We start from the raw sequence: 23,463 nt of genomic DNA, 5'->3' as shown, positions 1-23,463 counted from the left end.
GACGTCTATACCTATGGATCGCGACCCATCACTCTGCTGCCCACTGGCCCAGAACCGAACGGACGGGCCGGCCGCTGAAGCGGTGCCTGCGCCGATGGTCATGGCTCCGCCGGTCATGATGGCGGCAGTTGCGAGCACGACCGCCGCATGCTTGCGCCTAGAGGTCTTCATGTTCCCCCTTCAGATTGGGTCGTTGCTGGTCAACAACGAAATCAAGATCATTACTGGAATTGGACTTGAGTACATGTCAAATACCCTGCGGCTGCTGCTGTCCGGGGTCCCAACGGGACGCCTGTATGGGTTCCCTGCGTACGCGGAGCCCCACGTGGGCAGTGGCTGTGGTCCCCGTCTCGCCGGTGTTGGCAGCCCGGCTCGTCGCGGAACTCTCGTGGGGGCGCGAAGGTTTCAGTACACGCCGACGGTCTGGCAGCGCATGCAGGGGGGCCGTCGAAGCCGCCGTTCGGCTCATGCAAAGCTCTTCACATGAGCCTGTGCCGTTTTTCCCGTGCCGCCCTTTTGACCACGCTGGTCACCGTGGGCACGCTCGTCCTGTCCGTGTGTGGTGAGGGCGGCACATCCGGGGGTGGTGGTCAGACGAACTACATCGCCGGCAACGGCGGGATCTCCACGGTACCCAAGCGAGATCGGCAATTCCCGAACGGACTGAAGGGCGAGACGCTCGACGGGAAACAGCTCGACATAGCAGGCCTAAAGGGCAAGGTCGTCGTGATGAACGTGTGGGGCTCGTGGTGTCCGCCGTGCCGTGCCGAAGCCCCCTCCATCGCAAAGGTTGCCAAGGGGGCCGAAGCCGAAGGCGTGCAGTTCGTCGGAATCAACACACGCGACTCCGAACGCGGACCTGCGATCGCCTTCGACAAGGACTACGGCATGAGTACCCCAGCTTCCACGATCCGATCGGAAAGCTGGTCCTGAACGGCTTCCCCAAGGGCAGCCTCAGCCCGCAGACCATCCCCTCCACCATCGTGCTCGACCGGGACGGGAAGATCGCAGCCCGCGCTCTGAAGGCCCTCAACGAGGAAGACCTTCGCAACCTGATCGCCCCGCTGGTTGCGGAGAAGTGATCTCATGTACGTCCTTGCTGCGGCCAACGGAACCTACGACACCGTCGTAGGCGGGGCCCTCCTGCTCGCGCTGCCTATCGCAGTCCTCGCCGGCCTTGTGTCCTTCTTCTCGCCGTGCGTCCTGCCCCTCGTACCCGGCTACCTCTCCTACGTCACCGGTGTCACCGGTACCGACTTGGCGGACGCCCGTCGCGGCCGGATGGTGGCCGGCGCCTCCCTCTTCGTCCTCGGCTTCACTGCTGTGTTCGTCTCCGGGGGAGCTCTCTTCGGCTATTTCGGATCCACCCTCCAAGCGCACCGGGTCATCCTGACCAACATCCTCGGCGTGCTGATGATCCTCCTGGGCATCTTCTTCATGGGCCTGATGCCCTGGCTGACCCAGCGCGAGTTCCGCATCCGTAAACGCCCCGTGTCCGGCCTCGTCGGCGCACCCCTCCTCGGTGCCCTGTTCGGCATCGGCTGGACACCCTGCATCGGGCCCACGCTCTCCGCCGTCACCTTCCTCGCCGCGAACGAAGCCAGCGCAGGCCGCGGAGCCCTGCTCACCGTGGCCTACTGCCTCGGACTCGGACTGCCGTTCATCCTGGCGGCCGTCGCCTTCCGCAAGGCGCTCGGAGCCTTCACCTGGATCAGCAGCGGTACGTGTGGGTCATGCGTATCGGCGGTGTGATGATGATTGCGACCGGCCTGCTACTCCTCACCGGTGCATGGGACACCATGGTCCAGACGATGCAGGTGTGGTCGAACGGCTTCACCGTGGAAGTCTGAGCCTGCGCCGGGCTGTTCCGAATTCGGATCATCTTACGGTTGGAAGCCACGGAGCGGGCCTCATGGCCGTTCAGGGCGCGGTCACGAGTGGCACGCAGCGCAGCGAGTAGCCCTGAACGCGCATCCGCCGCGAAGGCGCTCGGCCCTCGCCGCGGATCTGCCCCTCGGGGGGTCTCCAGTGTCCCTCGGACGCCGCGCGCACACGAGTCGATCTCGGCCGTCCCGGCCGGCCGGCGCGCGGCCGGCGCCCATGTGCCCGGCATATGCGAAGCGTGTACGCATTCCTGTGATCGCGCCGTACTCCACGCGAATGAGCGGAGCGGAGGATGGCGCACGGGGCCGGACGGCCGGAATAAGAATCTGCGCCCCGCCATCCACAACACAAAGGAGAGCTCTATGTACAAGGGTGACCTTTCCCTGCTCGAAGAGATCCAGGAGCAGGACTTCGACGGCGTTGCCTACGGCGCCTGCACCACGAACACCTTCTCCCTGTCCGACTGGCTGGGCAACCAGGGCGGCTGGTGCACCCTCACCAAGGAATGCCAGCCCAACTGCAACTGACCTCGCATCACCCGAAGAAGGAGAGATCATCATGCAGAACAACAACGACATACTCGGCGGCTACGACGAGGCCGAGCTCATCGAGCTGAGCGAGGCGGACACCTACGGCGGCACGGCCGCGTGGTGCATCGCCACGGTCACCCTGGTCTCCGCGGCCATGTGCCCGACCACCAAGTGCACCAGCGCGTGCTGAATTCTGCTGCATCGATTTCGGTGAGCCAGTAGCACGATGAGCCGGATTGGAATCCGGTCGTTCACACGCCCGGCTTCCAATCCGCGTTCATTTCTCGTTTCTCGACATCGCGCGAAGACGGAGTTGCAAGAAGTGATATCTCCTGCCGAGTACTACCCAGAGTTCGACAGCGCCGAAGTCGAAGAAACCATCGCACCACTGGCACGGTTCGACGACGAGATCACCGCTGTCCTCGAAGCCGGCAGGAGCGAGGACACACCGGGCGCACGCGTCTCGGACGCCGGTACCCGTGCCGCGGTTCAGGAGTGGCTGAGCCGCCCGGAGGAGTATCCGTTCCAGCACGTCGTCAGGAGCGTCGCCGCCGCGGTCGCGGACGCGGACCCGATCGACGCCTTTCCGCACCTCTTCGCCGAGCCCGCCGCCGCCCTCGTCGAACTGCTCGAGCGCGCCGAGGTCCGTCTTCGCGAGGTGTACACCCGCCCGCTGGTCGCCGCCGTCAACCACGCACGGGAGAGCGGCCTCCTCGACGGGGAGACGCCCGAGGCCCGCTACCGGTACTTCGTCCAGCAGTCGGTGCGGACGTCCTTCGAGGCCGCGAGCGGCCTGTCCTTCCCGGTCCTGCGGGACGTCACCCGCCTGGTGCTCGGCAACGAGCAGGCCGCCTTCGCTGAGCTCTGCACCCGTCTGACCGCCGACCGCCCGGCCATCGCGGACAGGTTCGGCATCGGCACCAGCGACCCGCTGGTGTCCCTGGGCCGGTCCGAGGGCGACACGCACAACCACGGCCGCAGCGTGTCGGTCCTCACCTTCGGTTCCGGGAAGCGCCTGGTGTACAAGCCCCGGGACGTGTCCTGCGAGGCCGCCTACGTCACCATCGCCCAGGAGCTCAACGCCCTTCTGGACACGGGCCTGGTCGCGGCCGGCGTCCTCGAACGCGACCGGTACGGGTACGTGGAGTTCGTCGAGGCCGAGGACGTCTCGGACATGTCCGCCGAGTTCATGCGCGCCAGCGGCGAACTGGCCGCCGTGCTCTATCTGCTCAACGCGCGGGACATGCACTTCGAGAACATCCTGCCGACCCGGCGCGGGCCGCTCCCCATCGACCTGGAAACGATCCTGCACCCCGAGCGGATCCACACCGGCCCCACGCCGGAGGCACCCGGCAACGCGTACGCGACGATCGCCCAGTCGATCTACGGGATCGGCATCCTCCCCCTCGTCATGGCCGGGAAGGGCGACGACGCCGGACACATCGACCTCGGGTTCCTCGGTGATCAGGGCAGGGGCAACTCGCCGTTCAAGTCCATGCAGTTCGACGCTCCGTTCACCGACCGGGTCAGCCTGGCGCTGCGGCCGGCGGCGGCCGCGGAACGCAAGACCGTCGTCGGCGCCCTGACCGAGGACGCGACCCACGACCTGGGCCGGCAGATGGCCGAAGGCTTCACCAGGGTCTTCCGTGCCGTGATGGCCGACCCGGACACCTGGACCGGTCTGCTGCGCAAGACGGCCGCCGGCATCCGCGTCCGGTACGTCCACAACCCGACCGCGCTGTACGGCCAGACGCTGCGGATGACGGCCGGCCCCGGCGCCCTCGACGGCACCGCTCCCTACCTGGCCCTGCTGAAGCGCATCGCGATCGCCAGCAAGACGTCCGACCGCCAGATCATCCGGTCCGAGATGCGGCAGCTCGCCGAGCGGGACGTCCCCTACTTCACCGTCGCCGGCACCGGCACCGCGCTTACCGACGGGGAAGGCAACGAGGTCGGCGCTGACTTCGGCGTGTCACCGCTCGACCTGGCCCTCGCCAAGGCCGCCCGTATGAACGAGTTCGAGCTCGGGGAGGAGCTCAGGCTGCTGTACTCGGCCTTCGCCTCCCGGTTCCCCGACAACCACCTCGCCCCCGCCGGCGGCACGGCGGCCGACCCAGCGGCGGGACCGGCCGCCCAGGAGGAGGACGACGCGCTGATCAGGCTGGTGGCCCGCCTGTCCGACCAGCTCGTCGCCACCTCGCGCCCCGACCGGTTCGCGCATCTGCCCCGTACCTGGATCGGCCCGCTCGCCTCCGCGGAGGCCAACCGGCCGTGGCCGCCCGGTGTCCTGGGGTACGACCTCTACACCGGGCGCAGCGGCCCCGCCCTGGCGCTGGCCGCCGCCGGGCGCCTGCTGGACGAGCGCCGGTACCGTGACCTGTCCGCGCAGATCTTCTCGACCACCGCGGACATCCTCAGCACCAAGCGGTACGAGACCCGCAGCATCCAGCAGGCCGGTTACGGCGGCTACACGGGCATGGCCGGAATCCTGTTCGCGCTCTCGGCGGCGGGCCGGATCCTCGGTGAGGAGGGCTGGACCCGTGCCGCCCAGGACGCACTGCCACTGCTCCTCGGCCAGATCGGCGACGTGCCCCGCGACCGGCTGCCCCTGGACGTCATCGGTGGCGTCGCGGGTGTGCTGTCGTGCGTGACGGCGATCGGCGGGCCGCACGCCGCCGAGTCGGTCGAGACGCTGACCGAGCTGCTGGTGGACGCCCTGCACCGCGGCGGGAACGGCGCCCGGTCCGTCCTGACGCAGTCCGGCTTCGCACACGGCGTCAGCGGAGTCCTGCACGCGCTGTGCCGGGCCCATCCGCATCTCCCCTCCGGCCGGCGTGCGGTCGTCGAGTCCGCAACGGCGGGCCTGGCGGAGCGGCTCCACGGCTTCCACGACGCCGACGCGGGCAACTGGTCCTCCAACGCCGCCACGCCACAGTCCTTCTCGACCGGCTGGTGCCACGGCTCCACCGGTATCGCCCTCGCCCTGTCCGCCTACCACGCCGTATGCGGCGACGACGCCGTGGCACAGCTGCGGGACCGGGCCGTGGGCAACATCATCGAGCTCGGTTTCGGCCGCAACCTCACCTGGTGCCACGGCGACCTCGGCAATCACGACGCGCTGACCGCCCTCGCCGGCGCCGGCGAAACCCCGCTGCGCGCCGAGATCACCGGCATCGAACGGAAGTGGCTCCAGCCGGACGTCTTCCTCCGCAAGCTCGGCGACGCCAGAAGCCGCTACGCCCACACCAGCAGCCTCATGGTCGGCACCGCCGGAGTCGTACTGCACCTGGTCAACCGCCTGGACCCGGCCCGGCGGGTCTCCCCGGTCCTCCTCACCGGGGAGGGCCGATAGATGGCGCGCCGTCTGCCGACCGTCACCCAGGTCACCCAGACCGAGTGCGGCCTCTGCTCCTGTGTGTCGCTGCTGCGCTACTACGGACGCGCGGAGGACATCTCCACCGCCCGGGACGCCATGGACGCGGGGCGCGACGGACTGTCCGCGAGCCAGCTCGCCCAGTTCCTGACCTCCCGCGGCATGGACGTGAAGCCGTACCGCATCAGGGACGTCACCGCGCTGGAGAAGTTCACCTGTCCCGTGATCCTCTACTGGGAGGACTACCACTTCCTCGTACTGGAGCGGTTCGACGGGCGGACCGCGGTCGTCATGGACCCGGCCGTGGGCCGCCGCCGTATCAGCCGCGCCGAACTGGAGGCCGGCTTCAGCAACATCGCGCTGGTCGCCGAGCCGGGTCCGACGTTCGAGAAGACCCGCTCGAAGCCGCTGGCCGAGTGGCGCAGCATCCCGTTGTTCGCGGAAGGGTCCCGGCAGCGGATCGCGCTGGTGGCGCTGCTGTCCCTCAGCGGGTACGCGGCCGTGCTGGGCATCCCGATGCTCACCGAGTGGGCCGTCGACCGGTCCGCCGGCTGGCGTGGCCTGGACGACCTGTCCCTGGCCATCGCGATGATCGTGGCGGTGGCCGCCGGGTACCTCGCGATCCACCTCGTCAGGGTCATGGCCCTGTCGTCGCTGGTCGCCCTGCTCGGCCGGCACCTGATGACCCATACGTTCACCAGGCTGCTGGCCCTGCCGTACCGGTTCTTCACCACACGACAACCCGGTGAGCTTCTGTTCCGCCTCAACAGCGTGAACTCGATCCGTGACCTGCTGTCCTCACGCGTCGCCCAGGGCATCCTGGACGTCGGCACCCTCGTGTGCGTCACCGTGTACCTGTTCGTCACCGAGTGGCGGCTGGGCACCGTGGCAGCCGGCCTGTTCCTGCTGAACGCCGCGTACCTGATGAGGACCCGCGTACGGGTCCTGGAAGCCGTCGACGCCGAGATCGCCCATCTGTCCAAGAGCCAGTCCACCCAGCTCGACGCCATCGTGTCGATCCCCACCATCAAAATGGGCGGTTACGCGGACGAGTTCATCGACGGCTGGACGACGACCTACGCCAAGTCGCTCGAAGCGATGCAGACGCGGATGCGGCTCCAGCAGGGGCGCATCGGCGGCGTGACGACGACGACGCAGATGTTCGGCCCGATCGTCCTGCTGCTGACCAGCCTGTACTTCGTGAGCCACGGCGTGATCTCCCTCGGCGCGGCGATCGCCGTCCAGGCCGTGTCCGCGACGTACTTCGCGCTGGCGACGTCGGTGTTCCAGACCTACACCGAGTTCAACGAGGCCTCCCGGTACATGGCCCGCCTCAACGACATCGCGAACGCGTCCCCAGAGTCGCTCGGCGGCAGCCGTAAGGAGCTCCCGTCTACGTCGATCCGTCTGCAGGACGTCAGCTTCCGGTACACGAAGCACAGCGAACTCGTCGTGCGGGACGTGTCGCTGGACATCCCCGCCGGATCGAAGGTTGCGCTCGTCGGCCCGTCCGGCTCGGGCAAGAGCACCCTGGGGCGGATCATCTGCGGACTCTACGAACCCACCGCCGGCAGTGTGCGGTTCGGCGGCGTCGACATGAACGAGTACGACAGGAACGCGCTGCGCCGCACCATCGGCTACATCCCGCAGGAAGTCCATCTGCACAACCGCACCATCCTGGAGAACCTGACGCTCGGCCAGGACATCTCGCTGGAGCAGGTGCGCGAGTACTGCGACAGCGTCGGCATCCTCGACTTCCTCGACGACCTTCCCATGGGTCTCAAGACCCTGGTGTCGGAGATGGGCGCGAACTTCTCCGGCGGTCAGCGCCAGCGTCTCGCGATCGTCCGGGCTCTGCTGCAGCGCCCCAGGATCCTGGTGATGGACGAGGCGACCGCGTCCCTCGACACCGTCAACGAGCGCCGCGTCAACCAGATCATCCGGGACATCGGCGCCACGCAGGTGATCATCGCCCACCGGCTGGCGACGATCCGGTCGGCGGACCACATCTACGTGTTCGCAGACGGGCGCGTCGTCGAACAGGGAACGCACGAGGAGCTGCTCGACGGCGGCTCCGTCTACACCGACCTCTACGCGGACAAGACCATGGACCTTCTCGTCGGAGGCGAGCACGCATGACCGAACCCGGCGTATCCATCAAGGCGTTCCTCCCCTTCTATGTCCATCTGGTCCCGCTCGCCACGGTCGCCGCGCGACTGCGCGGCCCGGTCGCCGAAGCGTCGGCGCCGGAGCACACCGAGTCGCTGCTCCACCAGGTGTGGGAGGAACTCGCCACCACGGTCGAGAGCCACTCCTTCCGGACGCTGATCGGTGAGTTCCACGCCTTCAGGGAACGGCACGGCCTGCCCATGACCTCCGACGGCGACCAGGCACTCCAGAGGTTCCGGGGGCATCTGGAGGACCCGAAGAACAGCCGGCGCGTCCTCGACGCGTACCCCGTGCTCCAAGAACGCCTCGAGACGGTCCTGCGCAACTCGCTCGACGCCTACGCCGATCTGTTCACCGCCTACGCCCAGGACCGCACGGCCCTGCACCGGGCCGGGCTGCTGCCCACCGACGACGATCCCGTCGTGTCGCTCTTCGCCACGGGCGCGGACCTGCACAACGACAACCGGCAGGTCGTGGGCGTGCGGCTGGGTGGCGGCATTAAGGTCGTCTTCAAGCCGCGGGCCCTGGTCTCGGACCGGTTCGTGTCCGACCTCTACACCGCGGCGGAGGGGCATCTGCGGTACTCGCTCCAGGAGTGCGTACCGGCGTCCGTCACGGTCGGCTCGCACGGATGGCAGCAGTTCGTCACGCCCCGGCCGATGACGGCCCCGGATCAGCCCGCCCGCTACTTCTACCGGATCGGCGCCCTGTGCGCGCTGTTCGGCTCGATCGGGGCGTCGGACCTCCACGAGGAGAACCTGCTGGCCGGCGGCGAACACCCGTGTGTGATCGACACGGAGACCATGATCCGGCCCAACCCGGGGGTGCGGAACGACTCGCTGCCCCATGTGCTGATCAACCAGCTGAAGCTGTCGGTCGCCTCGACGATGCTCGTCCCGATGGCCAATCCGAACTCGCCCATCGACCTGATCATGGCGGGCGTCGGCATCGACCGGGACCAGACGTCGAAGATGCGACGGCCGGTGGTCCGCGACGGGGAGTCGGACGGCATCTGCGTCCAGTGGGAGAACGTCACCTACCGGCACAAGAACAACGTGCCCCGGCTCGGCGACACGGCGCTGTCACCGATCGACCACTTCCAGGAGATCCTCGCCGGATACACCGACGCCCTCGGAGCGGTCCGGGGCGACGCCGTCTCCAAGGTGCTCGACAGCTACCCGGACATGCCCGTCCGCTGTCTGATCCGCTCCACGATGGTCTACACCCGGTTCCTGGACGCCGCCACGCACCCGGACTACCTGGGCCGGGCCACGGAGGCCGAGCGGATCTTCCGGCTCCTCGGGCACTACCCGGACTATCTCAGCCCCGAGGCCGCCGCGTATGTCGGTGCCGAGGAGCGGGCCTCGCTGAACACCGGCAACGTGCCCTACTTCATCGCCAGGGCCGGTTCCACCGAACTGGGCACACCCAGGTCCGGCTTCCCGGCCGTGCACACGGCGTCGCCCCTCGACTTCGCGCGCAGCGGCCTCGCGCTCAACGCCCGCCGGAGCGACCTCTTCCACCACTTCCTGATGGAGGAGTGCTTCGGCGAGGTGGCCGGCGACCGGCCGGGCGGGCTGTCCACGAGCAGTGTGTTCGCCCGGACTCTCGACGAGGCCCGTCCACGGGAGTGGTGGGCGGGCATCGCCCGCACCATCGCGTCCCTCGGCGTGTCCTACGACGGACCGGACGGGCCGGAGACCGGCTGGGTGTGCGGCATCGGCCCCGACCGGAGCGCACCCACCCTCACCCCCGGCAACTTCATCTCGTTCCACGACGTCGGCGGCATCGTCACGTTCCTGGAGAACGCGGCACGCCACGACCCCGGCGTCCGAGGCGCCCACCTCGGCGCGGACCGCGGCTTCGACACGCTCCTCGAGGCGTACGGCGACGTACTGCTCCAGGTGCCGGAAGGCGTCTTCACCGGGGCCGCGTCCCTGGTGCTCACCCGCCCGGACCGGGTGGACCGGACCTGGCTGGGCCGGGTGCTGGACAAGATCGACGAAGGGGCGGCGGCCGGCACGCTGGAGACCGACCTGGCCAACGGCCCCGCCGGTCTGCTGATGGTCCTGCTGTCCCGGCTCGAGGCGGGCGAGAGCCCCCTCGTCGGACAGGAACGGCTGACACGCCTGCACGACCTGGTCCTCGGCCACACCGGCGTATCCAGATCGGCGCACTGGTACGACGTGGCGCACGGCGACCTCGGAATGCGGTGGGCCGCCGCCCGTATCGGGCGGGTCCTCGGTGACGCGGGCCCGGCGAACGCGGCCGCGGACTGGCTGGCCGGCCGGCTGGCCGAGGACGACGAGCCGCCGGTGACGGGCTGGTGCAACGGCGCCGCAGGGCTGCTGCTGACGACGGCGGAGATCCTCGTCTCGGCCGGGCGGCAGGACCTGCTGACCGGCCGGCGGCTGGCGGACCTGACTGACAGGGCGACGCGGCTTCCCGCCGACCGGCCCGTGGATTTGTCGGTCTGCCACGGCAGCAGCGGTGTGATCCAGTCGCTGATCGCCGCGGGCCGCATCCTCGGGGAGGAGTCGCTGCTCGAACGGGCGGCCGACCACCAGGAACGCGTGATGACCGCGATCCGCAAGAACGGTTTCCACACCGGTTCCGTCGGCCGGACGTCGCTGCTGGGCTACATGTTCGGCTGGGCCGGCATCGGCGACACCGACATCATGCTGCACGCCGCCGCCACCGGCCACGGCGCCTTTCCCGTACCCGTCGCGCTCACCGGCCCCGTATCCGACTGACAGCCAGTCAACAGGAGAACCATGAACAGCAAGAGCAGCCTCGGCCACAGCATGCCGGTCGTCATCGGTGTGGTGATCGCGGCCGTGAGCATCACTCAGGAGAACTACGGAGGCGCCGTTTTCGCCGCCGTGGCAGGCGCGGCCGTCTCGGCCGCCCTGTACGTCAAGTCGCGCAAGCAGGGGCGCTGAGTGCGGTACTCCATTCTGCTGCCCTTCGGCCCCACCCGGCCCGAGCAGGTGGTGCCGTTCGCGAACCTGGTGAAGTGGACCGCGGCCGAACGTCTGTGGCAGGGCCAGGGCATGGTCCTGGAGTCCCACCACCTGGTCAGCTGGCTCGCCGGCATCGGCATCAGGGTGCCCGCCGGATTCGGCGTCTCCCTGATGCCGTTCCGCTCCCCCTACCAGGCCGCCGTCGAGGCCCGCTCGGTGGCTCTGGCGACCGGGCATCCGGTCGTCGCCGGATTCGGCCCCGGATCGCTGTCCCTCCAGGCGGGCGTCATGGGCCGGCCGTACGCGAGCCAGCTGCGCGCGTCCCGGGAGTACGTGGAGATCGTGCGCGGTCTGCTGGCCGGGAACCAGGTCGACGTCGACGGGACGCACCACACGGTCTCCGCGAAGCTGATCCGGTCCCCCGCGCCGCCGGTGTCCGTGGGACTGGGCGTGCTGCGGGAGAAGATGGCGGTCCTGGCCGGAGAGGTCGCCGATGTGGCCATCACCTGGATGGGGTCGGCGCAGTACGTGGGCGACACCCTGATCCCGGCCGTCCGCAGCGCCGACCGCACGCTGGACGATCCGGCGAGGATCACGGCCATCGTGCCCGTCGCGCTGTCCGGACCGGACCGCAGTGTCACCGACCTGGCGGCCGCCGCCTGCGGTTCCCACATCCAGCTCCCGCACTACCAGGACACCCTGCGCAAGGCCGGAATCGCGGTGTCCGGCGAGCCGAGCCCCGAGGACGCCGTCAAGCTCGTCGACGGCGGCGTGTTCCTGTACGGGACCGAGGAGGAGATCCACAAGAGGCTGGACGAGTACCGGGCCGCCGGTGTCGACGAGGTGGTGCTGAACGCCACCGGTGTCGGGCTGGTGCACGGCCCTCAGGCCGCTGCCCGGGATCTGCTGAAGATCCTGAACGGAGTGCCCTCGTGATCGAGGTACAGCAACTGACCAAACGCTACGGCTCGACCCTCGCGCTCGACGGCCTCTCCTTCCGCGTCGAGCCGGGCCGGGTCACCGGCTTCCTCGGCCCCAACGGAGCCGGGAAGTCCACCACGATGCGCGCCCTGCTCGGTCTGGACCGGCCCACCTCCGGCCGGGCCCTCATCGGGGGCAGACGCTACGACGAACTGTCCCGCCCCCTGTGCACGGTCGGTGCGCTCCTGGAAGCCCGGGCGATGCACGGCGGGCGTACGGTCCACGGGCATCTGCTGGGACTGGCCCGCAGCAACCGCATTCCCGACGAGCGGGTCGGCGAGGTCCTCGAGACCGTCGGACTGGCCGACGTGGCACACAAGCGGGCCAAGGGTCTCTCGCTCGGGATGGCGCAGCGCGCCGGCGTCGCCGCCGCGCTGCTGGGCGACGCGCAGGTGCTGCTGCTCGACGAGCCGGTCAACGGCCTCGACCCCGAAGGGATCCTGTGGATCCGCGGCCTGATGAGGCATCTGGCGGGCGAGGGCCGCACGGTCTTCGTCTCCAGCCATCTGATGAGCGAGATGGCGCTGACCGCCGATCACCTCATCGTGATCGGGCGCGGGCGGCTGCTCGCGGACACGTCCGTGGAGGACTTCGTGGCCCGCAACTCCCGCTCGTACATCCTGATCCGCACCCCTGAACCGGAGCGGATGCGCGATGTGCTGGCCGCCGGGGGCATCCGGGCGGACGACGGGCCCGAGGGAGTGATCGAGGCCGTCGGCACGACCCTGGAGACGGTCGGCTCCCTGATCGCCGCCAACCAGGTGACGGTGTACGAGATCAGTCCCCAAGTTGCTTCTCTGGAGGAGGCGTTCATGGGGCTGACGGCCGACGCGGTGGACTACCGGGCGAAGCAGGAGGTGCGGTGACGATGGCGGACACCAGTGCGGCCATGACCTTCGAGTGGACGAAGATCCGGACCCTGCGGTCCACCGTGTGGAGCCTCGCCGCCTATCTCCTGCTGAGCGTGGCCGTCGCCCTGCTCACGGGGTACTTCATGAGGGGCGCGTACGGGGACATGAGCGCGGAGGCCAAGGCGGGGTTCGATCCCGTCTCCACCGGCTTCAGCGGGCTCCGGCTCGGGCTGACCGCGCTCGTCGTGTTCGGCGTGCTCATCGTGACCAGCGAGTTCTCGACGGGGACGATCCGCAGCTCGCTCGCCGCCGTGCCGAGACGCGGTGTCTTCTACGGGGCGAAGCTGCTCACCGGTGGTGCGACCGCGTGTGCCGCCTCCGTCGTCGTCGTGGGCGTCAGCTTCTTCACCACTCAGATGGCGATGGGCGGTCCGCAGAGCGTCTCCCTCCTGGACGACGGGGTGCTGAGGGGGATGGCCGGAGCGGTGCTCTACACGACGCTGCTCTGTCTGTTCTCGATGGGGCTCGCGACCGTGCTGCGCAGCTCCGCGCTCACCATGAGCATCCTGCTGCCGCTCTTCTTCATGATCTCGACGATCCTCAACAACATTCCCGGCGTCCGGAAGGCTGCGCAGTTCCTGCCGGACGTGGCGGGCGGGATCGTCCTGTTCAGGGAGCAGCCGGACAACACCGTGCTCACCGCCTGGAGCGGCATGGCGGTGCTGGTGGCGTGGACCGCCGTCTCGGTGACCGCGGGGTATCTGGCGGTACGGCGCCGGGACGTGTGAGGGCGTCGTACCCGAAGGGCGCCTCCGTCCACGGGGCGCCCTTGCTCCGGGGCCGCTGCCCGCTAGGAACGTCCCTGCAGAGGGACCGTGATGCCCTGTCGGCCACCGCTGCCGGCCGACAGCAGGTGCCCCGCGACGAGGCGCATGGCCTGGTCGCGGTCCCATCTGAGAGCGGCGTCCCGCATGGCGTCGACATGGGGCGGCAGGTCGAGGCCCAGGTCGTCGGCGAACATCGCCTGGCAGCGCTTGATCACGCACAGGGCGCCGGCGGCGTCGCCGTCGATGCAGTGGACCGCGGCCAGGAGTTCCCACAGGCGCTGCCGGTAGGGCGCCTCGGCGAGAACGCTCTCGATCCGGTAGGAGAGCGCCCCGGTGCGGCCGGCGAGGACGCAGGCGGTGAAAAGGTCCTGGTACGCGTCGAACCGGGCGTTGTTCAGGCCGGTGACATGGGCGTCGAACCATCGTGTCGAGGGCAGGTCCTGCCCGAACGTGCCCCGCCACAGGGCCACGGCCTGTTCGAGTTCGGCGATGGCGGGTTCGACGTCGCCCCGCAGGAGAAGGGTCCGGCCCTTTCGTGCTCCCAGGGTGAATTTCGGTACGTCGAATTCGTCGGGGAGAATCTGGAGACCGTAGCCGCTCTGGACGCCGCGGTAGGTCTTCAGCCTTCCGCTCAGGCCCGGTTCGGCTTCGTCGAGGTCACGTCGCAGGCCCGTGAGATGGCTGCGGATATTTGCCGTGGCGGAGGTCGGTGGCTCGTCCCACAACAGGTCCGCAAGTCCGGTGACCCCGATGGGTTGTCCGGTCCGCAGGAGAAAAGCGGTGAGAATCGCGCGGCGGATGCCCGAGCAGATCTCAGCGCCTCCCCGAACCGTGAGCGGTCCAAGAATGGTGAATAGCATATCCCCGTCTCACTTCAGCCTCACATCAGCGGCGAGATGTGGCAGGTTTATGCCAAACACCTTGCCTCCGGTGAATCCCCAATGAGTGTGGCGGTGGATTCCGTCACGGTTCACGCGACGGAGATCACCCGCGTGATGCTCATTCCTGCAAAGGCAAGGCAGGGTGCGTACGTGAACTTCGACTGTTGCCCCCCGACTTGTCGCGCTCACCATTCCATGGCCGAATCTCCACGTCAACGCCACCAGCCGACGACGGGGGTCAAGTACCTGGTATCAGCAGGCAGTTGGGGCCTGTTACCGCGAGTCCGGCCTCTTCTCGCGACGCTGAACCCTCCGCTCGGCGGAGGACATTTCCGCGAAGTTCGGCTCAAGTTCGGCTTGATCACGGCTTTTCCCGCGGCGCGGCACAGCACTTCGGCCACTCGCCGCCCGCACGCGCGCGTGGCCGGTGAGCCGAGCGCTCACCGGCCACGCAAACGTTCAGGTCACAGGAACGAGTTGATCTCGATCGTCTCGGTCCGGCCGGGGCCGACGCCGATGGCCGAGATCGGGGCGCCGGACATGTCCTCCAGCGCCTTCACGTACGCCTGCGCGTTCTTCGGCAGATCGGCGAAGGTCTTCGCCTTGGTGATGTCCTCGGACCAGCCCGGCAGCATCTCGTACACCGGCTTCGCGTGGTGGAAGTCGGTCTGCGAGTACGGCAGCTCCTCGACGCGCTTGCCGTCGATCTCGTAGGCGACGCAGACCGGGATCTGCTCCCAGCCGGTGAGCACGTCCAGCTTGGTGAGGAAGAAGTCGGTCAGGCCGTTGACGCGGGTCGCGTAACGGGCGATGACCGCGTCGAACCAGCCGCAGCGGCGGTCACGGCCGGTGGTGACACCGCGCTCGCCGCCGATGCGGCGCAGCGCCTCGCCGTCCTCGTCGAACAGTTCCGTCGGGAACGGGCCCGCGCCGACGCGCGTGGTGTACGCCTTGAGGATGCCGATGACCCGGCTGATCTTCGTCGGACCCACACCGGCGCCGGTGCAGGCGCCGCCCGCGGTCGGGTTGCTCGACGTCACGAACGGGTACGTTCCGTGGTCGACATCGAGGAGCGTGCCCTGGCCGCCCTCGAAGAGGACGACCTTGCCCTCGTCGACGGCGTTGTTCAGGATCAGCGTGGTGTCCGCGACGTACGGCCGGATCTGCTCCGCGTACTGGAGCATCTCCTCGACGATCTTCTCCGCCTCGATCGCGCGGCGGTTGAAGACCTTGGTGAGGAGCTGGTTCTTGGTGTCGAGGGCCGCCTCGACCTTCTGCATCAGGATCGACTCGTCGTAGAGGTCCTGGACGCGGATGCCGACCCGGTTGATCTTGTCGGCGTACGTCGGGCCGATGCCGCGGCCGGTGGTGCCGATCTTGCGCTTGCCCAGGAACCGTTCCGTCACCTTGTCGACGGTGACGTTGTACGGGGTGATCAGATGGGCGTTTCCGCTGATCAGAAGCTTCGACGTGTCCACGCCGCGGTCGTTCAGCCCGCTCAGCTCGGAGAGCAGAACCGCCGGGTCCACGACGACGCCGTTACCGATGACCGGAGTACATCCGGGCGAGAGGATTCCGGAAGGGAGGAGATGCAGCGCATACTTCTGGTCGCCGACGACGACCGTGTGGCCGGCGTTGTTGCCACCCTGGTAACGCACTACATAGTCGACTGATCCACCGAGCAGGTCGGTGGCCTTTCCCTTGCCTTCGTCACCCCACTGAGCACCGAGCAGCACAAGTGCGGGCACAGGCGTACACCCCTTCCGGGCGGGGCAAGACCAAGGTCAGGGGGCTGGAGCCGTGCCTGAGTCCTGGGACAGGTTGCCCCGGAATAGACGAAGCCCCTGGCGCAATAGCGCAAGGGGCTCTTGCACAAAGATGCTACCCGAGGAAGGACCGAGGTGTCGGCTCACGACCAGCTGCTGGTGGTCATCGACCCGGTCGCCCGCCGATTGGACGGCGAGTCCGTGCGCATCGCGAAAGATGTGCTGTGCGGCGGGTCGGAGGCGAAAATCTGTTTCCCGCAGGGTCCGGAGGAGTTCGCCCGGGCCCTGGCCAGGAGGGGTTCTCGCAGGCCGGTGGTGGTGGGGGACGACCGGGCGCTGCTGCGCGCGGTGTCCCTGCTGCACCGTGACCGCTGGCTGGGCGACGGGGTGCTCGCGCTGGTCCCGGTGGGCGCCTCGGTGAGGCTCGCCCACTCGCTCGGCGTGCCCGCCGGGGCGGTCGCGGCGGCCAGGGCCGTGCTGGACGGCAGCCCGCGTCGGCTGGACCTGCTGGTGGACGAGAGCGACGGGGTGGTGCTGGGCGACCTGACGATCCCGGCGGCGCGCAGGGCCCCGCGGGCGGAGGCGGTGTCGGTGTGGACGACGGCCCGGTCCCTGGTCCGCACGCTCGTGCGCCCCGCCCCCGCGGCCGCTCCGGCCCGGACGCACCGGCTACGGGTCGAGGCGGACGGCGTCCTGCTGACCGACCTCGACCGGCCGGTGGAGGACGTGACCGTGCACGCCGGGCTCGGCGGCAGCGCGGAGGTCGTCGTACGGCACGGGACGGAGCAGGAGCCGCTGCGCGCCACCGCCCGGTCGGTCACGGTCTCCGGCCCGGACTTCCGCTACCGCGCGGACGCACACGTCACGGGCCCGGTCCGTACCCGTACGTGGACGGTGCGCGCGGGGGCCTGGGGACTGACGCTGCCGGTGGCATAGTCTCCTCGCGACGAACGGGGAGGTGCGGTGAGCGGGACCCGCAGACGGGTCGCGACGGACCTGATCGCGACCGAGGTCGCCTGGCACGACTACCGGAAGCGGGCCGGCATATGGGCGCTCGCCAGCACGGCCCTGCTCGTGCTGGGCCTGGGCTTCGGGCCCGGCGCACCGGAGGGGCCGGCCGAGGACCTGGCCGTCGGAGCGGTGGGCGTGGCCATCGTGATGTGCCCCGTGGGCTTCGGCGCCCTGGTCCTCTCGCGGAGGATGCGCCGCACACTCGCCTCCCGCCCTTGGCAGGCCTGCTCCGCCGTCGCCGTGCCGCGTTCGCTGCACGCTGCGACCGTCGTGCTGACCGACCCGGTCAGCGGCAACCGGTGGCCCCTCAAGGTCGTCGCCGTGCAGCAGCGGTACGGACTGGCCGATCCGGGCCCTGCGGGTGAGCTCTGGTGGGCCGGCGAACCGGGCCGGGCCGGTGTCCTCGCCCCGCCCGGGGGCGAGCATCTGATCTGGGCCAAGCCCGTCCGCGGGAAACGAACCCGCCTGCCTCGTCCGGCAGGCCGAGGCGCTGGGGCTCGCGGGCCGCCGGAGACCGCGGCAGCCGCAGCACGCGGGCGCCGGCTCCGCGGCTCCCACCACCGGAAAGGTCCGCAGTGAACGTGGGGCGTTCCGCTGGACACTGGCGGCGGCGCTGCTCTGCCTCGGACTCGGCATCGCCGGCACGGAGGCATCGGCCGGTGATCCGCAGATCGACCTCACCGTGCTGAGCGAGGAGGCCGACGGCCACTGCGTCGTCCGCTGGACCGACCCGTTCGACGGGCACGAGCGGACCGGCCCGTACCACTGCGATCCGGACCGCGGTCCACTGCTGGACGACTGGGAGACGGGCTTCGTCGTGTCGTACGGCCCCTGGAAGGGCGACCTCTACAACGCCGACTGGGAAGGCACTCGCGCCAACCACGTGGTCGAGGCCGCGGGACTGACGGGCCTCGTGCTCGTTCCCGTCTCACTGATCGGCGGCGCGATCCGCTGGTGGACGCGCCGTCGTCGCCCGGCTGAGCCGGTGCCTCCGGCGGCACGGGTTGTCGACCTCACGAAACGATGAGCGGGGCCCTTGGGCGGGCCGGGCCGATCTGCGGGGTGCACCCTGGCCGGCAGTGGGGTCGGCGGGGGTGGGTCAGGAGTCGCCGTAGAGGCGGTCGCGGTGTTCGCGCCAGCGTTCCATGAGGGATGCGAGCTCCTTCTCGAGGAACTGGAAGAACTCCAGCGTCTCGGACATCCTGCGGCCGGCCCCCGTCTCGGGGCCGAGGCTCGCCACGCCGTCGCGCAGGGTGCCCTCCCAGCGCTTGAGGATCTGGTCGCGGTTGGTCAGCGCCTCGTACCACTGGTTGCTGTGCACGCGGTAGCGCTCGCGGCGCGAGCCCGGCTCCCGTTCGCGGGTGACCATGTTGACCTGGGCGAGATAGCGGATCGCGCCGGACACGGCGGCGGGGCTGACCTGGAGCGCGTCGCCCAGCTCCGCCGAGGTCATGACGCCGGCGTCGGAAGCCAGGAGGGCGGCGAAGACCCGGGACGGCATCCGGGGCATGCCCGCCTCCACGAGCTGGGCGGCGAAACGCTCCACGAAGGCCGACACCGCGTCCTCGTCACGCGGCTGCTGCGCTGGCGCGGCCTGTTCAGTCACCACCGGATCATCTCCCCTGTTCACGGCTCCGTCTCCAGTTTATACGCTTCCTAACTTCACAAATTTGTGAAGTGAGCGTACGTTCTGAAACATGACGAAGGCAATCACCGTCTCCGGACTCCACAAGTCGTTCGGGCGGACACGTGCGCTGGACGGTCTCGACCTCACGGTCCGGGCCGGTGAGGTCCACGGCTTCCTCGGGCCCAACGGCGCCGGGAAGTCGACCACGATCCGCGTCCTGCTCGGGCTGCTGCGCGCCGACTCGGGCGCGGCTCAGCTGCTCGGCAAGGATCCCTGGCACGACGCCGTCGAACTGCACCGGCGCCTCGCCTACGTCCCCGGTGACGTCGAACTGTGGCCGAGCCTCACCGGCGGCGAGGCCATCGACCTGCTCTCCCGGCTGCGCGGCGGCATCGACAAGCGGCGCCGCGACGAACTCGTCGAGCGCTTCGACCTCGACCCGACCAAGAAGGGCCGGGCCTACTCCAAGGGCAACCGGCAGAAGGTCGCCATCGTCGCCGCCCTCGCGTCCGACGCGGAGCTGCTGCTCCTCGACGAGCCGACCGCCGGACTCGACCCGCTGATGGAGGTCGTCTTCCAGGACGTCATCACGGAGGCGAAGGCCGCGGGCAAGACCGTCCTGCTGTCCAGCCACATCCTGGCCCAGGTCGAGAAGCTCGCCGACCGGGTCAGCATCATCCGGCTCGGCCGGGTCGTGCAGTCCGGGACGCTGATCGAGATGCGGCACCTCACCCGTACGACCGTCGAGGCGGAGACCACCCGCCCGGTCACCGGACTGGACGGACTGCCCGGCGTCCACGAGGTACGGACCGACGACGGCCGGGTGCGGTTCGCCGTGGACGGCGACCAGCTCGACGGGGCGATCCGCCGGCTCTCCGAGTTCGGCGTCCGCAGCCTCATCAGCCACCCGCCGACGCTCGAAGAGCTGATGCTGCGGCACTACGGCGACGAGCTCGCCGGCAACGGACGCACGGGCGCCGCCGCCGACGGAGGCACCCGATGAGCACCGCCACCGCGACCAAGGCACCCGCACCCGCCGGGTCCCGCACGGGCGGCGGCGCGCTGGCCGGAACCGGCACACTGATCCGTTTCGACCTGCGCAGGGACCGCGTCCGGCTCCCCGTCTGGATCGTCGCGCTGTTCCTCGGCACGGTCTCCACGGCGAACAACTACAAGACGCTGTACGCCGATCCCGAGGACCGCGCCTCGGTCGTCACCACCATGGACAGCCCGGCCGGGCTCGCCATGACCGGCCCCCGGCACTATCTGGACGACTACAACTTCGGCGCCATGCTGGGCCACCAGATGCTCGGCTTCATGGCCGTCATGGTCGCGCTGATGAGCGTCCTGATCGTCGCCCGGCACACCCGCGACGAGGAGGAGACGGGCCGCGCCGAACTGGTGCGCTCCGCCGCCGTCGGACGGCACGCCCACCTGGCGGCCGCGCTGACCGTCGCGGCCGTCGCCAACGTCGTGCTCGCCCTGCTGCTGGCCGTCGGCCTCGGCGGACTGGGCATCGACGGCATCGACGGCGGCGGCTCGCTGCTCTACGGCTTCGCCCACGCGGCCGTGGGCCTGACCTTCGCCGCCGTCGCCGCCGTCACCTTGCAGATCACCGCGCACACCCGTGGCGCTTCCGGCATGGCGCTTGCCGTCATCGGCATCGCCTATGTGCTGCGCGCCGCCGGCGACGCGGGCGGCAACGACGCGCTGTCCTGGCTGTCCCCGATCGGCTGGGCGCAACGCACGTACGCCTACGTCGACAACCGCTGGTGGCCGCTGCTGCTGTGCCTGCTGCTCGCCGGGCTCTGCGCCGCCGCGGGCTTCGTCCTGTCGACCCGGCGGGACGTCGGCGCGGGCCTGCGCGCCTCGCGGCTCGGCAGCCCGGTGGCGTCCGACGCCCTGAGCCGTCCGCTGGGCTTCGCCCTGCGGCTGCACCGCGGCATGCTCATCGGCTTCGGCGCCGGGCTCTTCCTGATGGGCGCGATGTACGGGTCGATCCTCGGCGACGCCGAGGACATGCTGAAGAACATCGACCAGATCCAGGAGGCGCTGGAGGAGATCGGCGGCGCCACGATGGCGGAGTCGTTCGCCTCGATGGTGATGATCATCATCGCGGTGGTGGCGTCGGTGTACGTCGTGATGGCGGCGCTGCGGCCACGGTCCGAGGAGACCGGGGGCCGGGCGGAGCCGCTGCTCGCGACGGGTCTGTCCCGCACCCGGTGGGTGGGCAGCCACCTGGCCGTGGCCATGACCGGCGGCACGGCACTGCTGGTGCTGGCAGGGCTCGGTTTCGGTCTCTCCGGGGCGGCCTCGGCCTCCGACGGCGGACTGTTCCTCGCACTGCTGGGCGCGGCCCTGGCGTACGCGCCGGCCCTGTGGGTCACGGTCGGGGTCGCGGTGGTGCTCTTCGGCTGGTTCCCGCGGGCGAGTGCGGCGGCGTGGATCGTGCCGGTGTACGCGTTCGTGGTCGGGTACCTGGGGCGGCTGCTGCAGTTCCCCGCTTGGATGAACAACATCTCGCCGTTCGGGCATGTGCCGCAGCTGCCGGCGGCGGAGATGAGCTGGACGCCGATGGCGGTCCTGACGCTGCTGGCGGCGGGGCTGGTGTGGGTCGGCCTGGAGGGGTTCCGAAGTCGGGACCTGGAGACGAAGTAGCGGGCGGGCGCGGTGCGTTGCGGGCGCGGGGGCGTTGCGGGTGCGGGTGCGTCAGGCGCGGTGCGTTGCGGGCGCGGGCGCGGGGGCGTTGCGGGTGCGGGTGCGTCAGGCGCGGTGCGTTGCGGGCGCGGGCGCGGGGGCGTTGCGGGTGCGGGTGCGTCAGGCGCGGTGCGTTGCGGGCGCGGGCGCGGGGGCGTTGCGGGTGCGGGTGCGTCAGGCGCGGTGCGTTGCGGGCGCGGGCGCGGGGGCGTTGCGGGTGCGGGTGCGTCAGGCGCGGTGCGTTGCGGGCGCGGGCGCGGGGGCGTTGCGGGTGCGGGTGCGTCAGGCGCGGTGCGTTGCGGGCGCGGGCGCGGGGGCGTTGCGGGTGCGGGTGCGTCAGGCGCGGTGCGTTGCGGGCGCGGGGGCGTCAGGCGCGGTGCGTTGCGGGCGCGGGCGGGTGGCGCCTGCGGCGGGCCTTTCTCCTACCCGCCCCTTCCCGAATCGGGGGCAAGCCCCGGACCCCGGTACCGCGCTCCGCGCGGTGTCCTCAAACGCCGGACGGGCTGATTTCGCTCCGCGAAATTCAGTCCCGCCGCACCCAGAGACCGGCAAGTTCCAGCCCCGACGGCGTTTGAGGCGCGGGGGCCCGGGGGCGGAGCCCCCGGAAACGGGTCCGGGCGGAGCCCGGTTTCGGGAAGGGGCGGGTAGGGGGACAGGCCCCGCTCCCGCCGTGCCGCGACGCCCGTCACAGCTCGACGCGGAGCTCCTCCAGCCCCCGGATGACGAAGCCCCGCTTCCACCGCGGTTCCTCCAGCAGCCGCATCCCCGGTGCCTCCCGCAGCAGCTCGCCGAAGGACGCCGCCAGTTCGATGCGGGCCAGCGGCGCGCCCAGGCAGTAGTGGATGCCCGCACCGAAGCTCACGTGCGGGTTGTCCTGCCGGGTGATGTCGAGGGTGTCGGGGCGGTCGAAGCGGGTGCCGTCGCGGTTCGCGGAGCCGAAGAGGAGGGCCAGTTCGGAGCCGCGCGGTACGACCGTGCCGTCGATCTCGATGTCGTCGAGCACCCAGCGCTCGAAGAGCTGGAGCGGGGTGTCGTACCGCATGAGTTCTTCCACAGCTGTGGACAGCAGCGAGTGGTCCGCCCTCAGCGCGGCCAGCTGCTCGGGGTGGCGGAAGAGCGTCCACCATCCGCCCGCCGTGGTGTTGACCGTCGCCTCGTGCCCCGCGTTCAGCAGCAGCACGCACGTGGAGATCATCTCCTGCTCGCTGAGCCGGTCACCTTCCTCGTGCGCGGCGATCAGCGCGGAGATGAGGTCCTCGCCCGGATCCGCACGCCGTACCGCGATCAACTCCCTCAGATACGCGCTGAATTCGAGGGACGCCCGTACCGCCCGCGCCGCCGTCTCCTGCGGCGGGTTCAGCTCGTACATGCCGCAGATGTCCGCGGACCAGGGCCGCAGCAGCGGGCGGTCGGCCTCCGGGATGCCCAGCATCTCCGCGATCACGGCCACCGGCAGGGGCTCGGCCACCTCCGCGAGGAGGTCGCCTCCGCCCGCCTTCTTGAAGTCGGCGACCAGGCCGGCCGCCAGCCGCCGCACGACCGGTTCGAGCGCCTGCACGGTCCGCGGGGTGAACGCCTTCGTCACCAGGCGGCGGATCCGGGTGTGGTCGGGGGCCTCCAGATCCAGCAGCCCGTGGTCGTTGAGGGTGTGGAACGGCTCGTGCGCGGCGGGCGGCGGAGTGCGGCCGAACTCCTCGTGGGTGAAGCGGTGCAGATACGTCCGCCCCAGCCGCCGGTCCCGCAGCAGCGCCGACACGTCCGCGTGGTGGGGTACGAGGAACTGCCGCGTCGGCTCGTACCAGTGCACCCGCCCCCGCGCCCGCAGCTCGGCGAAGGCCGGGTACGGGTCGGCGACGAACGAGGGCGACCAGGGTTCGAAGGGCACGTCGGCCGAAGCGTCCAT

At 70.0% G+C, this 23,463-nt stretch carries 18 protein-coding genes and 2 pseudogenes; 16 read left to right on the top strand and 4 right to left on the bottom strand.

From position 1 onward, the window contains the following. The first annotated feature begins 483 nt into the window (after positions 1-483). The 11 genes and pseudogenes from OGH68_RS19770 to OGH68_RS19720 all read left to right on the top strand — a co-directional run bounded on the left by OGH68_RS19770 (position 484) and on the right by OGH68_RS19720 (position 13,539). A pseudogene (locus OGH68_RS19770) lies at positions 484-1,082 on the top strand (TlpA family protein disulfide reductase). Positions 1,083-1,086: 4 nt separating this feature from the next. Continuing rightward, a pseudogene (locus OGH68_RS19765) lies at positions 1,087-1,850 on the top strand (cytochrome c biogenesis CcdA family protein). Between the two features lie 396 nt (positions 1,851-2,246). Beyond that, positions 2,247-2,411, top strand: a complete 165-nt coding sequence (locus tag OGH68_RS19760) for a plantaricin C family lantibiotic (RefSeq protein ID WP_264245796.1) — start codon at positions 2,247-2,249, stop codon at positions 2,409-2,411. A 31-nt stretch (positions 2,412-2,442) separates the two neighbouring features. After that, positions 2,443-2,604, top strand: coding sequence for a class II lanthipeptide, LchA2/BrtA2 family (locus tag OGH68_RS19755; protein WP_264245794.1), 162 nt, complete (start codon positions 2,443-2,445; stop codon positions 2,602-2,604). A 132-nt stretch (positions 2,605-2,736) separates the two neighbouring features. Further along, positions 2,737-5,766 carry a type 2 lanthipeptide synthetase LanM family protein gene (locus OGH68_RS19750; protein ID WP_264245792.1) on the top strand — a complete coding sequence of 1,010 codons (3,030 nt, stop codon included), beginning with the start codon at positions 2,737-2,739 and terminating at the stop codon, positions 5,764-5,766. After that, positions 5,767-7,926, top strand: a complete 2,160-nt coding sequence (locus tag OGH68_RS19745; protein ID WP_264245790.1) for a peptidase domain-containing ABC transporter — start codon at positions 5,767-5,769, stop codon at positions 7,924-7,926. After that, positions 7,923-10,709, top strand: coding sequence for a type 2 lanthipeptide synthetase LanM (gene lanM, locus OGH68_RS19740; protein WP_264245787.1), 2,787 nt, complete (start codon positions 7,923-7,925; stop codon positions 10,707-10,709). Before OGH68_RS19745 ends, lanM begins: the two co-directional genes overlap by 4 nt. A gap of 21 nt (positions 10,710-10,730) precedes the next feature. Beyond that, positions 10,731-10,898, top strand: a complete 168-nt coding sequence (locus OGH68_RS19735) for a hypothetical protein (RefSeq protein ID WP_264245785.1) — start codon at positions 10,731-10,733, stop codon at positions 10,896-10,898. After that, positions 10,899-11,855, top strand: a complete 957-nt coding sequence (locus OGH68_RS19730) for an LLM class flavin-dependent oxidoreductase (RefSeq protein WP_264245782.1) — start codon at positions 10,899-10,901, stop codon at positions 11,853-11,855. It begins immediately after the preceding gene. Then, complete coding sequence (locus OGH68_RS19725; protein WP_264245780.1) at positions 11,852-12,766, top strand: ATP-binding cassette domain-containing protein; 915 nt, start codon at positions 11,852-11,854, stop codon at positions 12,764-12,766. The genes OGH68_RS19730 and OGH68_RS19725 overlap by 4 nt, the downstream gene beginning before the upstream one ends. Positions 12,767-12,768: 2 nt before the next feature. Continuing rightward, positions 12,769-13,539 carry an ABC transporter permease gene (locus tag OGH68_RS19720; RefSeq protein WP_264245777.1) on the top strand — a complete coding sequence of 257 codons (771 nt, stop codon included), beginning with the start codon at positions 12,769-12,771 and terminating at the stop codon, positions 13,537-13,539. A 62-nt stretch (positions 13,540-13,601) separates the two neighbouring features. Here the strand turns inward: OGH68_RS19720 and OGH68_RS19715 are convergent, their stop codons facing one another. Together OGH68_RS19715 and OGH68_RS19710 are read right to left on the bottom strand one after the other, a co-directional pair. Then, positions 13,602-14,303 carry an AfsR/SARP family transcriptional regulator gene (locus tag OGH68_RS19715; RefSeq protein ID WP_264245776.1) on the bottom strand — a complete coding sequence of 234 codons (702 nt, stop codon included), beginning with the start codon at positions 14,301-14,303 and terminating at the stop codon, positions 13,602-13,604. Between the two features lie 620 nt (positions 14,304-14,923). After that, complete coding sequence (locus OGH68_RS19710; protein WP_264245773.1) at positions 14,924-16,207, bottom strand: adenylosuccinate synthase; 1,284 nt, start codon at positions 16,205-16,207, stop codon at positions 14,924-14,926. 153 nt (positions 16,208-16,360) lie between these two features. Between OGH68_RS19710 and OGH68_RS19705 the strand changes: the two genes are divergently transcribed. The 3 genes from OGH68_RS19705 to OGH68_RS19695 all read left to right on the top strand — a co-directional run bounded on the left by OGH68_RS19705 (position 16,361) and on the right by OGH68_RS19695 (position 18,263). Further along, positions 16,361-17,161 carry a diacylglycerol kinase gene (locus tag OGH68_RS19705; protein WP_264245771.1) on the top strand — a complete coding sequence of 267 codons (801 nt, stop codon included), beginning with the start codon at positions 16,361-16,363 and terminating at the stop codon, positions 17,159-17,161. Positions 17,162-17,188: 27 nt separating this feature from the next. Beyond that, complete coding sequence (locus OGH68_RS19700) at positions 17,189-17,815, top strand: hypothetical protein (protein WP_264245768.1); 627 nt, start codon at positions 17,189-17,191, stop codon at positions 17,813-17,815. Between the two features lie 103 nt (positions 17,816-17,918). Continuing rightward, positions 17,919-18,263: a hypothetical protein gene (locus OGH68_RS19695; RefSeq protein WP_264245766.1), complete on the top strand. Its 345-nt coding sequence runs from the start codon at positions 17,919-17,921 to the stop codon at positions 18,261-18,263. Between the two features lie 72 nt (positions 18,264-18,335). On the opposite strand, the gene OGH68_RS19690 is transcribed toward OGH68_RS19695, so the two are convergent. Next, positions 18,336-18,845, bottom strand: coding sequence for a GbsR/MarR family transcriptional regulator (locus OGH68_RS19690; RefSeq protein WP_413471006.1), 510 nt, complete (start codon positions 18,843-18,845; stop codon positions 18,336-18,338). A gap of 88 nt (positions 18,846-18,933) precedes the next feature. Here OGH68_RS19690 and OGH68_RS19685 point away from each other — a divergent pair, with 88 nt between their 5' ends. Together OGH68_RS19685 and OGH68_RS19680 are read left to right on the top strand one after the other, a co-directional pair. Further along, positions 18,934-19,866: an ABC transporter ATP-binding protein gene (locus OGH68_RS19685; RefSeq protein WP_264245764.1), complete on the top strand. Its 933-nt coding sequence runs from the start codon at positions 18,934-18,936 to the stop codon at positions 19,864-19,866. Further along, the gene (locus OGH68_RS19680) at positions 19,863-21,521 is read left to right on the top strand and encodes an ABC transporter permease (RefSeq protein ID WP_264245763.1); all 1,659 of its coding nucleotides are present in this window, start codon (positions 19,863-19,865) and stop codon (positions 21,519-21,521) included. Before OGH68_RS19685 ends, OGH68_RS19680 begins: the two co-directional genes overlap by 4 nt. Before the next feature lie 724 nt (positions 21,522-22,245). Here OGH68_RS19680 and OGH68_RS19675 read toward each other — a convergent pair. Then, a complete protein-coding gene (locus OGH68_RS19675; protein ID WP_264245762.1) occupies positions 22,246-23,463 on the bottom strand; it encodes a cytochrome P450 in 1,218 nt (405 codons plus the stop codon).

The organism is Streptomyces peucetius (assembly GCF_025854275.1).
Classification (GTDB): domain Bacteria; phylum Actinomycetota; class Actinomycetes; order Streptomycetales; family Streptomycetaceae; genus Streptomyces; species Streptomyces peucetius_A.
This window is presented reverse-complemented; position numbering and strand designations above follow the sequence as displayed.